Annotated in this window: 12 protein-coding genes; 4 read left to right on the forward strand and 8 right to left on the reverse strand. The window is 69.1% G+C overall.

What is annotated here, in order from left to right:
• Positions 1 to 44 precede the first annotated feature (44 nt).
• A complete protein-coding gene (locus tag MBR110_RS21095; protein WP_060042523.1) occupies positions 45 to 680 on the forward strand; it encodes an isochorismatase family cysteine hydrolase in 636 nt (211 codons plus the stop codon).
• A 58-nt stretch (positions 681 to 738) separates the two neighbouring features.
• On the opposite strand, the gene MBR110_RS21100 is transcribed toward MBR110_RS21095, so the two are convergent.
• From MBR110_RS21100 to MBR110_RS21130, 7 genes are all read right to left on the reverse strand, one after another.
• Positions 739 to 1,470 carry a ribonuclease T2 gene (locus MBR110_RS21100; protein ID WP_011880685.1) on the reverse strand — a complete coding sequence of 244 codons (732 nt, stop codon included), beginning with the start codon at positions 1,468 to 1,470 and terminating at the stop codon, positions 739 to 741.
• 318 nt (positions 1,471 to 1,788) lie between these two features.
• Positions 1,789 to 2,928: an enoyl-CoA hydratase/isomerase family protein gene (locus MBR110_RS21105; protein WP_060042521.1), complete on the reverse strand. Its 1,140-nt coding sequence runs from the start codon at positions 2,926 to 2,928 to the stop codon at positions 1,789 to 1,791.
• Entirely contained in the window at positions 2,925 to 3,716 is a 792-nt protein-coding gene (locus MBR110_RS21110; protein WP_011880687.1) for an enoyl-CoA hydratase, read from the reverse strand. Before MBR110_RS21110 ends, MBR110_RS21105 begins: the two co-directional genes overlap by 4 nt.
• The gene (gene mmsB, locus MBR110_RS21115; protein ID WP_176000128.1) at positions 3,716 to 4,615 is read right to left on the reverse strand and encodes a 3-hydroxyisobutyrate dehydrogenase; all 900 of its coding nucleotides are present in this window, start codon (positions 4,613 to 4,615) and stop codon (positions 3,716 to 3,718) included. The genes MBR110_RS21110 and mmsB overlap by 1 nt, the downstream gene beginning before the upstream one ends.
• An 18-nt stretch (positions 4,616 to 4,633) precedes the next feature.
• A complete protein-coding gene (locus MBR110_RS21120; protein WP_059460576.1) occupies positions 4,634 to 6,163 on the reverse strand; it encodes a CoA-acylating methylmalonate-semialdehyde dehydrogenase in 1,530 nt (509 codons plus the stop codon).
• Positions 6,164 to 6,305: 142 nt separating this feature from the next.
• Positions 6,306 to 8,018: an AMP-binding protein gene (locus MBR110_RS21125; protein WP_045577759.1), complete on the reverse strand. Its 1,713-nt coding sequence runs from the start codon at positions 8,016 to 8,018 to the stop codon at positions 6,306 to 6,308.
• A 223-nt stretch (positions 8,019 to 8,241) separates the two neighbouring features.
• Complete coding sequence (locus tag MBR110_RS21130; protein ID WP_014723911.1) at positions 8,242 to 9,375, reverse strand: acyl-CoA dehydrogenase family protein; 1,134 nt, start codon at positions 9,373 to 9,375, stop codon at positions 8,242 to 8,244.
• A 137-nt stretch (positions 9,376 to 9,512) separates the two neighbouring features.
• On the opposite strand from MBR110_RS21130, the gene MBR110_RS21135 reads away from it, so the two are divergent.
• The 3 genes from MBR110_RS21135 (at position 9,513) to MBR110_RS21145 (ending at position 12,982) form a co-directional block, all read left to right on the forward strand.
• Positions 9,513 to 10,547, forward strand: coding sequence for an AraC family transcriptional regulator (locus MBR110_RS21135; RefSeq protein WP_059669136.1), 1,035 nt, complete (start codon positions 9,513 to 9,515; stop codon positions 10,545 to 10,547).
• Between the two features lie 111 nt (positions 10,548 to 10,658).
• Positions 10,659 to 12,212 (forward strand): NfeD family protein, encoded by a 1,554-nt coding sequence (locus MBR110_RS21140; RefSeq protein ID WP_059623243.1) that lies wholly within the window; start codon positions 10,659 to 10,661, stop codon positions 12,210 to 12,212.
• Positions 12,209 to 12,982, forward strand: coding sequence for a slipin family protein (locus MBR110_RS21145; protein ID WP_011880694.1), 774 nt, complete (start codon positions 12,209 to 12,211; stop codon positions 12,980 to 12,982). Before MBR110_RS21140 ends, MBR110_RS21145 begins: the two co-directional genes overlap by 4 nt.
• Before the next feature lie 60 nt (positions 12,983 to 13,042).
• Here MBR110_RS21145 and MBR110_RS21150 read toward each other — a convergent pair whose 3' ends face one another.
• Complete coding sequence (locus MBR110_RS21150; protein WP_011880695.1) at positions 13,043 to 14,320, reverse strand: haloacid dehalogenase-like hydrolase; 1,278 nt, start codon at positions 14,318 to 14,320, stop codon at positions 13,043 to 13,045.
• Positions 14,321 to 14,503: the final 183 nt, after the last annotated feature.

Raw genomic sequence — 14,503 nt, forward strand, 5'->3', positions numbered from 1 at the left:
CCACCGAAGTGACCATCGAAGTGACCCACGGGAGAGCATCAGCCATGCAACCGGAACACGCTTCAGATCACGCCACGAACGACCCGACAGGCCCGGATGCACGCGCACACGCGCCGCTTCCGCCGCTCGTGCCCGCGCAAACCGTACTGATCGTCATGCACTACCAGACCGACATTCTCGGGCTGTTTCCGTCGGTGGCGCCCACGCTGCTCGCGAACACACGCCGGCTCTGCGACGCGGCGCGCGCGGGCGGCGTGCACGTCTGCTTCGCGAATCTCCACTTCAGTCCCGGCTACCCCGAAGTCAGCCCGCGCAACAAGAACGGCCAAGGGATCAAGCAGCTCGGCCGGTTCGTCGACGACGGCCCATGCCCCGAACTCGGCCGGCTCGACGGCGAGCCGCTGATCGCCGCACATCGCGCGAGCGTGTTCTTCGGCACCGATCTGCAGGCACGGCTCGCCGCGCGAAGCATCGACACGCTGATCCTGGTCGGGATCGCGTCGACCGGCGTCGTGCTGTCGTCGGTTGCGCACGCAAGCGATGCGGATTTCCGTCTGTACACGGTGAAGGACTGCTGTTACGACCCGGACCCGATCGTGCACGAACATCTGTTCGCGACCGCGTTCGAGACGCGCACGACGGTGTTGTCGCTCGAACAGGCGCTGCGCCTGCTCGCGTGAATGCGTGCCGCGCCGACCACAACGAGCGCGGCCGGCGCGGCGCGCACGACGTCGCGCCTCACTTCGCGATATACACGCCCGAGGTCGGACAGGTCCCCTGCGTATTGCCGTCGGTCACGAGCGACGCCGCGCTCGGGAACTGCGTGGTCGCGCTCGTCTTCACGGCGATCCATGCTTCGGTGAAATAGCTGACGCCGTTGGTCTTCGTGCACTTCAACGACACCGCGCTGCGCGTGTTGCTGCCGAACGCGCCTTCGAACGCGGACAGCAGCTGGTTGCGCGTCACGGTCTTGCCCGCGTTCGCCTGCAGGAACGCGTTGAACGACGTGTTGCCGAGCCGGCTCACCATGCCGGTCGCCTGATTCCAGTAGGCGTCCGCCGATGCCGAATTCGAGCAGGTGCCGTGCTTGAACCATTCGTGCTTGTCGAGGCACGACGCGACGCCCGGCATGTACGTCGACAGCGTGTTGCGCGTCGTGGTGCTGATCGGATACGCATCCATGCTGCACCACTGGTGCGCGTTGTCGAGGTCGACGTCGCTCTGCGGCACGCCGCAGTAGAACGGCTGGTTGCCGTCGTAGTTGTTCGGCCACAGGCCATGCAGCGACAGGCTCGTCGCCGCGTACGTGCCGGCCAGGTTCGTACACTCCGGCGTGTCGTGCGACGCGCAGAAGCCGGGCTCCCACGATGCGGCGAGCAACAGGTAGTCGTAGCTGGTCTGAGCGACGGCATGCAGCGACGCGGATGCGACGGCGAGCGCCGCCACGGTGCGGGCGAGTGTGTTCAACATGGCATGTCCTCGGAAAAGGCTTGCGGTCGCGAGCGGCGCCGCAAGGTTGTCGAATGTCTGCCCGCGATTGTTGCCGCAGCCACGTTGCACGAATATGAACGGATGACGAAACGGAGCGGCGGCCGTGGACTCGTCATGGGGGGACGCCGCGACCGGACGCGCGCGTCCATTCTGAATGCGCGATCGCACCATCATCGACGCGCTCGTTCAGGCGGTGCCGCCGATGATCGGACGCCCGGAACCCCGAAAAAGCCGGTTGAACACGGCGCACGCGAGCGCAACCGCGCCCGGCACGCCGCGCCGATCACCCCGCCTTGTTCACACCCCGCCGAGATCCACGAGCGGATGCGCGAACAGTTTCCACGGCGACGTCAGGAAATGCCGCACGCGCTCGGCACGCAGCTCGACCAGCGACGCCGGCGCCCAGCGCGGCTTGCGGTCCTTGTCGATCAGATGCGCGCGCACGCCTTCGCGGAAGTCGCCCTCCTCGATCGCACGCGCGACGATGCCGAGCTCCATCCGGAGCGACTCGGCCAGCGTCATCTGCCGCCCGCGCAACAACGCTTCGCGCGTCACGCACAGCATCGTCGGCGAATGGCCGGCGAGTGCGTCGAGCGTCGCCTGCAGCCACTGCCGATGCTCGCGCGCCAGCTCGTCGCGCGCGAACTCCTGCTTCAACGTCGCGACGATCCGCTCGACGGTCGAACGTTTGTCGAAGTGACGCACGATCCAGCCCATCTGCGTGTCGAGCGCCGCATGCGGCACGACGTTGCACGGCGGCTCGAACACCCTGCGCAGCGCCGCCAGCACGTCGCCGTCCCATTTGACGCTTTCGATGCGCGTCTCGAACGTATCGAGCCACGACGACGGCACGCACAGATCCGCGAGCTTCGCGATCAGCGCATCGGCGCCGGACAACACCGCGCCGGTCAACCCGACGTACAGCTCGAGCTCGACCGGCATGCGCGCCAGGAAATGCGTCGCGCCGACGTCGGGCACGAGCCCGATGCGCGTCTCGGGCATCGCGATCTTGCTGCGCTCGGTCGCGACGCGCAGCGCCGCGCCCTGCGCGAGGCCCATGCCGCCGCCCATCGTCACGCCGTCCATCAACGCGACCACCGGCTTCGGAAACGTGTGAATGGCGTAGTCGAGCCGGTACTCGTCGACGAAGAACGGCAGCCAGGTTTCGCGCTGCGCGACCATCCGGTGCAGCGCGCGCACGTCGCCGCCCGCGCAGAAGCCCTTCTCGCCGGCGCCGCGCAGCACCACCGCGACGATCTGGTCGTCGCCGCGGCAGCGCTCGAGCAGCGCGGCCAGCTCGCCGATCATCGAATACGACAACGCATTGAGCGCGGCCGGCCGGTTCAGCGTGATCAACGCCACGCGGTTCACCACGCGGAACAGCACCTCGGGCGCGGGTTGCGCGAAGCGGTCATCGGTCGTCATCGGCGTGCTCATCGTTGCGTATCTCCATCGGTATGCCATTGCGGCGCGCGCTTGCCGAGAAACGCGGCCACGCCCTCGCGCGGATCGGCGGTATCGAACAGGTCGACGAAGCGTTCGCGTTCGACCGCGAGCGCCGCACTGCGCGGCACGCCGCGGCGTGCGAGGCCGATCAGCTCCTTGCTGTACGCGAGCGCATGCGGACTCTGCCGCACGACGTTGCGCGCGAGCGCCAGCGCCGCGTCGCGCGCCGCGCCGCTTTCGACGACGTCTTCGACCAGCCCGATGCGCAGCGCGGTGGCCGCATCGACGCGCGCGCCGGCCAGGATGATCTTCTTCGCCCAGCCTTCGCCGACGAGCCAGGGCAGCGTCTGCGTGCCGAGCCCGCACGGCAGCAGGCCGACGGACGCCTCGGGCAGCGCCATCTGTGCATGCGTCTCCGCGATGCGCATGTCGCACGCGAGCGCGCATTCGAGGCCGCCGCCCATCGCATAGCCGTTGATCGCCGCGATCGTCACGACGCGTGCGTCGTGCAGCGCCTCGAACGCCGCGCCGAAGCGCGCGGCCATCGCGCGCGCGACCGCGGCGTCGCCGTCGGCGAACGTGTTCAGATCGGCGCCGGCGCTGAAGAACTTCGGGCCGTCGCCGGTGATCACCAGCGCACGCACGCGCGGGTTCGCGTTCAGTTCGGCGACGGTGTCCTGCAGCTGCCGCAGTCCGTCGGCCGTAAAGGCGTTCGCGGGCGGACGCTTGAGCGTCGCGCACGCGATCGCGCCGTCGTCGACGTAGTCCAGTTCGATCATCACGCGTCCTTCTTGCCAGCCGGTTGGTACAGGCGGATCACCGCCGAGAAATCGAGTTGGCCGTCGCCGCGGCTGCTCATCGTCTGGTACAGCTGCTGCGCGAGCGCGCCGAGATAGACGGGCTGGCGCGCCTGCCGCGCGGCATCGTTCGCGAGGCCGAGATCCTTCAGCATCAGATCGGTGCCGAAGCCGCCACTGTAGCCGCGCGACGAAGGCGCGGTGTCGATCACGCCCGGATACGGGTTGTAGGTGTCCGAGCTCCAGCACCGGCCCGTCGACGTGTTGACGATGCCGGCCAGCACCTTCGGATCGATGCCGAGCGCGACGCCGAGCGACATCGCCTCCGACACGGCCGCCATCGAGATGCCGAGCACGAGGTTGTTGCAGACCTTCGCGACCTGCCCCATCCCGGTCGCGCCGCAGTGGACGATGTTCTTGCCCATCGCGGCGAGCACGGGCTTCACGCGCTCGAAATCGGCGTCGCTGCCGCCGACCATGAAGGTCAGCGTGCCGGCGGCCGCGCCGCCGGTGCCGCCCGACACCGGCGCATCGACGAACGCGCCGCCGTGCTCGCGCACGAGCGCGCCGAACGCCTGCGCGCTCGTGGGGTCGATCGTGCTCGAATCGATCACGGTCGCGCCGGCGCCCAGGCCGGCCAGCACGCCGTTCTCGCCGGCGAGCACCGAGCGCACGTGCGGCGCGGCCGGCAGCATCGTGATCACGAACGCCGCGCCGGCCGCCGCATCGCGCGGCGACGCGGCCACCTGCGCGCCGGCGTCCTGCAGCGCGCGCAATGCGTCGGCGCTCAGGTCGAACGCATGCACTTCGTGGCCGGCCTTCAGCAGGTTCAGCGCCATCGGCGCACCCATGTGGCCGAGGCCGATGAATCCGATCTTCATGTTGGTGTCCTCCACGGCTCAGTGCAGCCGGATCGTCGTGTTGACCGGGCCGGCCGTCGTATCGTCGTCGAACCAGCGCGCGGTGACCGTCTTGGTCTGCGTGTAGAACTGCACGACCTGCTTGCCGTACGGGCCGAGATCGCCGAGCTTCGAGCCGCGCGAGCCGGTGAAGCTGAAGAACGGCACGGGCACCGGGATCGGAATGTTGATGCCGACCTGGCCGACGTCGATCTCGCTCTGGAACTTGCGCGCGGCCGCGCCGCTCTGCGTGAAGAGGCCCACGCCGTTGCCCATCGGGTTCGCGTTGACGAGCGCGATGGCTTCGTCGAGCGTGTCGACCTCCATCACGACGAGCACCGGCCCGAAGATCTCGTGCGTGTAGATCGTCATGTCGGTCGTCACGGCGGAGAAGATGGTCGGACCGATGAAGTTGCCGTCCTCGAAGCCGGGCACCTTCACGTCGCGGCCGTCGAGTTCGAGCTTCGCGCCCTCCTTGACGCCCGCATCGATCAGCGACAGGATGCGCGCCTTCGCGCCGCGCGACACCACCGGGCCGACGTCGGTGCCCGCTTCCGAGCCCGCGTTGACCTTCAGCGCCTTCGCCTTCGCGACGATGTCGGGCAGCCACTCGCGCGCGCTGCCGACGAGCACCGCGACGGAAGTCGCCATGCAGCGCTGGCCGGCCGCGCCGAAGCCCGCGCCGACCAGCGCGTTGATCGCCTGCTCGCGGTTCGCGTCGGGCAGCAGGATCGCGTGGTTCTTCGCGCCCATCATCGACTGCACGCGCTTGCCGTGCTGGCTGCCGAGGTTGTAGACGTGCGTGCCGACGGCCGTCGAGCCGACGAACGAAATCGCCTTCACGAGCGGATGCGTGCAGATCGCGTCGACGACCTCCTTGCCGCCGTGCACGACGTTCAGCACGCCCTTCGGCACGCCGGCCTCGATCGCCAGCTCGACCAGTTCCATCGTCGACAGCGGGTCCTGCTCGGACGGCTTCAGCACGAACGTGTTGCCGCACACGATCGCCATCGGGAACATCCACAACGGGATCATCGCCGGGAAGTTGAACGGCGTGATGCCGGCGCAGACGCCGAGCGGCTGGCGCAGCGTGTAGGTGTCGACGCCGCCCGCGACGTTCTCGGCGAATTCGCCGAGCTGCAGCGTGCCGATCGAGCAGGCATGCTCGACCACTTCGAGGCCGCGGAAGATGTCGCCTTCGGCATCCGGCAGCGTCTTGCCCTGCTCGGCGGTCAGCGTCTTCGCGATGCGCTGCTGGTTCGCGCGCACGAGCGCCTGGAACTTCAGCATGATCCGCATGCGCGCGGAGATCGGCGTGTTCTTCCAGGTCGCATAGGCGGCGTGCGCGGCCTGCACGGCCGCGTCGACTTCCGCCGCGGTCGCGAACGGCACGCGCGCGAGCACCTGTTGCGTGGCCGGATTGACGATGTCGCGCCACTCGCTCGTGGCGGACTCGACGAAGGCGCCGTCGATCAGCAGCTTGACCGTCGGCACGTCTTGCCCCGGCTGGGGCGTCGCATTCGCGTTCATCGGTGTGCTCTCCTTGCAGTGGGCCGCGTCGCGCGCTCGCGCCGGGCGGCCGGGTCAGTCGGTTCGATCGGTTAGATCATCTTCTGCCGCGTCGACGGGCCGCGCATGATCGCCGCAAGCGGCGCGCCCGGCCCGCCGGCGGTCACTTCAGTTCGGCGGCGAAATCTTCTTCCCAGTACTCGCCGGGCATGCGTGCGGTCGCATCGTCGCCGCGCTCGATCTCGCGGCGGCGCAGCTCGACGCGACGGATCTTTCCCGAGATGGTCTTGGGCAGCTCGGCGAACTGCAGTCGGCGAATGCGCTTGTACGGCGCGAGCTTCTCGCGCGAAAAGCGGAAGATCTCCAGCGCGAGCGCCGGGCTTTCCTCGAAGCCGTCGCGCAACGTGATGAAGGTCTTCGGCACCGACAGCCGCACCGGGTCCGGGCTCGGCACCACGGCCGCTTCCGCGATCGCCGGGTGCTCGATCAGCACGCTTTCGAGCTCGAACGGGCTGAGCCGGTAGTCGGACGACTTGAACACGTCGTCCGCGCGGCCGACGTACACGTAGTAGCCGTCGTCGCCGCGCATCGCGATGTCGGACGTGCGGTAGTGGCCGTCGCGCATCGCGTACGCGGTCGCATCCGGGTTGTTCGCGTAGCCGTTCATCAGCCCGACCGGGCGCATCGCGCCGGTGCCGCCGCCGAGCGGCAAGGCGACCTCGCCTTCGCCGACGGGCGCGCCGTCCGGGTCCAGCAGCGCGATCCGGTAGCCGGGCAGCGGCCGGCCCATCGAGCCCGCGACGACCGGCTGCCCCGGCGTGTTGCCGATCAGGCAGGTGGTTTCGGTCTGGCCGTAGCCGTCGCGAATCGTGATGCCCCACGCCTTCTTCACGCGCTCGATGATCTCCGGATTGAGCGGCTCGCCCGCGCCGACGATCTCGCGCAGTTGCACGTCGAACGTCGCGAGCGGCTGCTGCACGAGCATGCGCCACACGGTCGGCGGCGCGCACAGCGTCGTCACGCGGTATTTGACGAGCGCATCGAGCACCGCCTTCGGCTCGAAGCGCGCGTAGTTGAAGACGAACACGCACGCCTGCGCATTCCACGGCGCGAAGAAGCAGCTCCACGCGTGCTTCGCCCAGCCCGGCGAGCTGATGTTCCAATGGATGTCGCCCGGTTGCAGCCCGATCCAGTACATCGTCGACAGGTGCCCGACCGGGTACGTGCGGTGCGTATGCTCGACGAGCTTCGGCTTCGACGTCGTGCCCGACGTGAAGTACAGCAACATCGCTTCGTTCGACCGCGTGACGGCGTCGGGCTCGAACGCCGCGCTCGCCGCGTAGCCGTCGTTCATCGCGAGCCAGCCGTCGCGCGGCGCGCCGGCCACGATCTTCCGCTTCAGCCCGAGGCCCGCCTGTTCGAACTTCGCGGTTTCGTGCTCGTCGACGATCGCATAGGTCGCGCCGCCGATCTGCACGCGATCGCGCACGTCGTCGGCCGACAGCTGCGTGGTCGCGGGCAGCACGACCGCGCCGAGCTTCATCGCGGCGAGCATCGCGTCCCACAGCTCGACGCGGTTCGGCAGCATCAGCAGGATCCGGTCGCCGCGCACGACGCCGATGCCGCGCAGCCAGTTCGCGATCCGCGACGAGCGCTCGGACATCTGCGCGAACGAATACGGGTCGCCCGTCCCGGTCGCCGCATCGACGATCCACAGCGCGGGCGCGTCGTTGCCGCGCGCCATCGGGTCGAAATAATCGAGCGCCCAGTTGAACGCATCGAGCACCGGCCATTCGAAATCGCGGTACGCGGTTTCGTAGTCGGTGCGATGGCGCAGCAGAAAGTCGCGTGCGTCCAGGAATGCCTGTACCGTCATCGTGTCGTCTCCTGTCCGCGAGCGTCGGTGCATCGCACCTTGCTCGCGCTCCGTGCCCGGATTGTCTCCATCCATACTGCGGACGACCGGCGCATGCGCCGGCCCCCCATCGTCGCGGCGCACGGTCACGTCGTTGCGTGCCGCGTTCACCGCCTTCACCACCTTCACTGCGTCGCTGCGTGCCCTGCCTGATTGCCCGTTGCTCCGTTGCGCGCGCGGCCGCTCACAGCTGCCGCGCGATCACCATCCGCTGCACTTCGCTGGTGCCTTCGTAGATCTGCGTGATGCGCGCGTCGCGATAGTGGCGCTCGACCTCGTAGTCGGCGAGGTAGCCGTAGCCGCCGTGGATCTGGATCGCGTCCGAGCACACGCGCTCGGCCATCTCGGATGCGAACAGCTTCGCCTGCGACGCCTCCGACAGGCACGGCAGCCCGGCCGTGCGCAGCTTCGCCGCGTGATGGACGAGCAGGCGCGCCGCGTTGATCTGGGTGGCCATGTCGGCGAGCTTCTGCTGGATCGCCTGATGCTCGGCGATCGGCTTGCCGAACTGCACGCGCTCGCCCGCATAGCGGCGCGCCTTGTCGAATGCGGCGCGCGCGATGCCGAGCGCCTGCGCGGCGATGCCGATGCGTCCGCCTTCGAGATTCGACAGCGCGATCTTCAGCCCTTCGCCGCGATTGCCGAGCAGCGCGTCGGCGGGAAGCGTGCAGTTCTCGAGCGTGATCGGGCACGTGTCGGACGCGCGAATCCCCATTTTCTTTTCGGGCTTGCCGACGATGAAACCCGGCGTGTCGGTCGGCACCAGGAACGCCGAGATGCCGCGCTTGCCGGCATCGGGATCGGTCATGGCAAAAACGATCGCGACGCCGGCGCGCTGGCCGTTGGTCACGAACTGCTTCGCGCCGTTGAGCACCCAGTGGCCGTCGTGCAGCTCCGCGCGGGTGCGCAGGTTGTGCGCCTCGGAGCCGGCGTGCGGCTCGGTCAGGCAGAACGCGCCGATCACGCGGCCGGCCGCCATCTCGGCGAGCCAGCGATCCTTCTGCGCGGGCGTGCCGAAGCCCAGGATCGGCCCGCAGCCGACCGAGTTGTGCACGCTCATCATCGTCGCGCAGGCGGCGTCGCCGGCCGCGATCTCCTCCATGGCGAGCGCGTACGCGACGTAGTCGGTATAGGCGCCGCCCAGCTCCTGCGGCACGATCATCCCGAGCAGGCCGAGCTCGCCGAGCTGCGCGACGACGGTGTCGGGCAAGCGCGCGTCGTGGTCCCACTGCGCGGCGTTCGGCGCCAGCACCTCGGTGGCAAAGGCGCGCGCGGCGTCGCGGATCATCCGCTGATCTTCGGTGTAAAGCTCGTCCATGGTCCTGCCGTCTCCTGCGGCCGCCTGTGGCGACCGTCGTTTCGTTTCGATGCAACAAGTGTAGGCAAGCGCGCGCCGGTGTTCGATGCTCGCGCCGCTCATTTACACTGAGCGTTTTTGCCATACCGGCGATACGGATGAAGCAGGACGAAAGGGGAACCATCGCGATCAGCCTGGTCGCGTACAGCGTCGCGCTGGCCGCCCGCCGCGGCGTCGCGGCGGAGCCGCTGCTCGCGCAGGCCGGCATCGCGCCCGCGCTGCTCGCGCAGCCGCGCGCGCGCGTGAGCGCGCAGCAATACGGCGCGCTGTGGAATGCGATCGCGCGCGCGCTCGACGACGAGTTTTTCGGGCAGGACCGCCATCCGATGCGCAGCGGCAGCTTCATCGCGATGAGCCAGGCCGCGCTGTCCGCGCAGGACGGGCTGCGGGCGATGGCGCGCGCGGTGAACTTCATGCACTGCGTGCTCGACGATCTCCACGCGGAGCTCGACGCCAATCCGCAGCGTGTGCGGCTGCGCTTCGTGCACCGCAACAACGGCGCTGCGCCGGCGATGTTCACGTACGCGACCTATTTCATCATCGTGTACGGGCTGACCTGCTGGCTGATCGGGCGGCGCATCCCGGTGCTGCACGCGAGCTTTCGCTGCGACACGCCGCCCGCCGATCACGAATATCCGTCGATGCTGTGCGACGACATGCGGTTCAACCAGCCCGATTCGTATGTCGATTTCGATCCGGAATTCGCGACGCTGCCCGTCGTGCAGAACGCAAAGACGCTGAAGACCTTCCTGCGCACCGCGCCGGCCAGCTTCATCGTCAAGTACCGCAATCCGAACGCGCTCGCGCAGCGCGTGCGCGCCGTGCTGCGCGGGATGCCGCCCGCGTCGTGGCCGGGCGCGGACGGGATGGCCGCGCGGCTGCACGTGGCCGAGGCGACGCTCAGGCGCAAGCTGCACCAGGAAGGCCAGGCCTACCAGTCGATCAAGGACACGCTGCGACGCGATCTCGCGTTCGAGGCGCTGGCCGATCCGTCGCGCACGATCGCCGACGTCGCGGCGGCCACCGGGTTCGCGGAACCGAGCGCGTTCTACCGCGCGTTTCGCAAATGGAGCGGGCGCAGCCCGGCCGAGTACCGTGAAGAGGCGCTTGCGCGCGCGGGCGGCGCGCGCTGAACGCCGCCGCCTTCGCGCTTTCCGCCGAAAGCGCCTAATCTTCAAGCATCGGGCCAACGCCCATTTCCGCGAGCCGGACGGCGTGCGGCCGCGCGCCGCCCGGACGCCCCGATGCGCATTCATCGTCACGCGCCGCCGGCGCCCGCCGTGCGCGGCGCCCGTTCCCGTCACCCGCTGTCCGCGCGGGTCGCGCGCGCCGCGCTGTTCGCGGCGCTGCTCGTCGTGTGCGCGGCGGTTGCCGCTCCAGGCGCCGCCGCGCCGGCCAACGCGCCCGCCGCCGCGGCGCCGGTCGTCGTGATTCCGGTCAACGGCGCGATCGGCCCGGCCAGTGCCGACTTCATCGTCCGGTCGCTCGACCGTGCGGCAAGCGTGCATGCGCCGCTCGCGATCCTGCAGCTCGATACGCCCGGCGGGCTCGACACGTCGATGCGCCAGATCATCAAGGCAATCGTCGGCTCGCCGGTGCCCGTGGCGGCCTTCGTCGCGCCGGGCGGCGCACGGGCCGCGAGCGCCGGCACCTATATCGTCTACGCGAGCCACGTCGCCGCGATGGCGCCCGGCACCAATCTCGGCGCGGCGTCGCCGGTGCAGTTCGGGATCGGCGGCGGCGCGCCGGGTACGCCGCGATCGTCGCCTGCCGCGGCCTCGGGCGCATCCGGCACGTCGGCGACGTCGGCCGAATTGCCGAACGACACGCAATCGACCGAAATCCGCAAGGCGACGCAGGACGCCGCCGCGTACATCCGCGGCCTCGCGCAGCTGCGCGGGCGCAATGCCGACTGGGCCGAGCGCGCGGTGCGCGAGGCCGTGAGCCTGTCCGCGAACGACGCGCGCGCGCAGCACGTCGTCGATCTGATCGCGCAGGATCCGGCCGATCTCGCGCGCCGGCTCGACGGCCGCACCGTGACGACGAGCGCCGGCACGCTGCGGCTCGCGACCGCGCACGCGCCGCTCGTCGTGCTCGCGCCCGACTGGCGCAGCCGCTTCCTGTCGATCGTCGCCGATCCGAACGTCGCGCTGATCCTGCTGACGATCGGCATCTACGGGCTGTTCTTCGAATTCGCGAATCCGGGCTTCGTGCTGCCGGGCGTGGCCGGCACCATTTGCCTGCTGATCGGCCTGTTCGCGATGCAGTTGCTGCCGGTCAGCTATGCGGGCCTCGGGCTCGTGCTGCTCGGGCTCGGCTGCCTCGTCGCCGAGGCATTCCTGCCGACCTTCGGCGTGCTCGGCTTCGGCGGGATCGTCGCGTTCACGATCGGCGCGCTGATGCTGATCGACACCGACGTGCCGGGCTACGGCATTCCGTGGCCGCTGATCGCGGGCCTCGCGGCCGCCGGCGCGCTGCTGGTGGCCGGCGTGTCGAGCGTCGCGCTGCGCGCGCGGCGGCGGCCGGTCGTGACGGGCGCCGAGGCGATGCTGGGCAGCGTCGGCGAAGTGCTCGACGACGGCCTGCGTCCGGACCAGCCGCACGGCGCCGCCGGCCCCGCGCCGTCGGCGGCGGGCTGGGCGCGCGTGCACGGCGAGCGCTGGCGCGTCGCGAGCAGCACGCCGCTGGCGGCCGGCTGTCGCGTGCGCGTCACCGGCCGCCACGGACTGACGCTCACCGTCACGCCGCTCTACGACGTGCCGGCACACGAACCACAACAGCGGGGAGCCCCGTCATGATCGGCTATACGTTCGGCTTCGGCAGCGTCCTGATCGTCTTCGTCGTGGTGCTCGTCGCCTCGTCGATCCGCGTCTTCCGCGAGTACGAGCGCGGCGTCGTGTTCATGCTCGGCCGCTTCTGGAAGGTCAAGGGGCCGGGCCTCGTGCTGATCATCCCGATCGTCCAGCAGGTCGTGCGGATCGACCTGCGCACCGTCGTGTTCGACGTGCCCGCGCAAGACGTGATCACGCGCGACAACGTGTCGGTGAAGGTCAATGCGGTCGTGTATTTCCGCGTCGTCGATCCGGAAAAGGCCGTGATCCAGGTCGCGCGCTTCTTCGAGGCGACGAGCCAGCTCGCGCAGACGACGCTGCGCGCGGTGCTCGGCAAGCACGAACTCGACGCGCTGCTCGCCGAGCGCGAGCAGTTGAACGCCGACATCCAGAAGACGCTCGACGCGCAGACCGACGCGTGGGGCATCAAGGTGTCGACGGTCGAGATCAAGCACGTGGACCTGAACGAGACGATGATCCGCGCGATCGCGCGGCAGGCCGAGGCCGAGCGCGAGCGGCGCGCGAAGGTGATCCATGCGGAAGGTGAATTGCAGGCGTCGGAGAAGCTGTTGCAGGCCGCGCAGCGGCTCGCGCAGCAGCCGCAGGCGATGCAGCTGCGCTACCTGCAGACCCTGACGACCATCGCGGCGGACAAGAATTCGACGATCGTGTTTCCGCTGCCGATCGATCTGCTCGGGGCGTTGCTGGACCGGCTGGGCGCACCGCCCGAGCGTTGAGGCTCGGATATGCCGGGCGCCGGCGCCGATGGGTGCGGCGGCGCCCGCGTCCGGTGCGCGTCAGGCCAGCAGCTTGCGCTCGGTCTTGCCGTACTTGATCGACTTCTCGTCGGGAATCATCAGCCCGGTGTGCTCGTCGCGGCCCTGCAGCAGGAAGCGCGCATCCGGGTTGCCGATCTGTTCGGACGCGAGCTTGCTGTCCGCGCCGATCTCGCCCTTCTTCATCCGGTTGACGATCACGCCGGCTGCGGTGTCCTTGAAATCGCGCAGCATCCACGCGTCGCCGTCGCTGTCGCCGAACACCAGCAGCGGGCCGTAGCCCTTCTTCGACGCGAGGACGTTGCGGATCCCCACCGTCTTGCCGGGCCCCCAGTTGAAATGCCAGCCGGCCGGATAGGTGCTCGTGTACTTGCCGTCCTGCATGTCGAGCCGCAGGCCGATCACGTTCTCGGGCGCCACGCCGTAGCCGTAGTTCGGGTTGCCGGCGAACACGCGCACGACGTCGTCGAGCGACGCGGTGCTCACGTACACGTCGATGCCGTTCGCGCGCAGCGTATGCATCACCGAGCGGATCTCCTCGTGAATGCGGATGCCGTGGAAATGCGTGTCGGCCACCACGCCCGCCTTGCCCGGCAGCGCCTTCGGGCTTTCGTAGCGGACCTTGCGCAGCGCGTCGCCGATGCCGTAGTTGTTCGACGCTTGCGCCATCGCCTGCAGCTCGGCGGTCGTCATGTTCTTGTAGAAGTAGATGATCCACTTGTAGCCGACTTCGAGCGGATGCGTGTCGCAGATCGCGTCGTACATGAAGTACAGCTTCGCGCGGAAGTCCTTGAACTGGTCGGTCTCGCGAATCTCGTCGAGGCTCTTGTCGCCGCCGAAGCCCTGGTAGTTCGCATGGAGCCAGCGGTAGTCGGACTCGACGTCGGCGGCGAGATCCTCCATCGTCACCGGCTTGCCGTCGACGGTCGTGTAGTCCTTCATGAACGCGCCCTTCGGCACGTCCTTCCACATCACGCCGACGAACTCGTCGGGCGTCAGCTTGTATTGCAGATGGTTGATCTGGTACATCAGCAACGCTTCTTCGCAGTCGTTCATGATGCACGTGTTGTCCCAGTCGAACACCGCATACGGGCGGCGCTTGGCGTCGTAGCCCGCGCTCGCGACGCCATGCCGGTCGAGCACCGTCTGCAGGCGCGCGGCGTTGAACGGCGACCAGCGGCCGGGGTCCAGCGCGTCCGGCGCGGTCGCGCTCTTCGCGCCGGCCATGCCGGCCTTGAGCATCAGCGGCGTCGCAGCGGTCGCCGCGGCAAGGGTGTTGATGAACTTGCGGCGTTGCATGGTATCTCTCCGTTGAAATGCCGAATCGGCTTCGGCCGCTGCCCCGCGCGACGCGCGACACATCGCCCCCATTCGAGGCCGCAAAGGCGTCGAATGGGGGCGAATGATGTGACGAAATTATTTCGGCAATTTGACAGCGTCGCGCCACGACGCGACGGCGAATTGATCCGGCGCGACATCCGG

Origin of the sequence: Burkholderia sp. MBR-1, from assembly GCF_013822785.1 — a bacterium.
In the GTDB taxonomy this organism is placed as follows: Bacteria; Pseudomonadota; Gammaproteobacteria; order Burkholderiales; family Burkholderiaceae; genus Burkholderia; species Burkholderia vietnamiensis.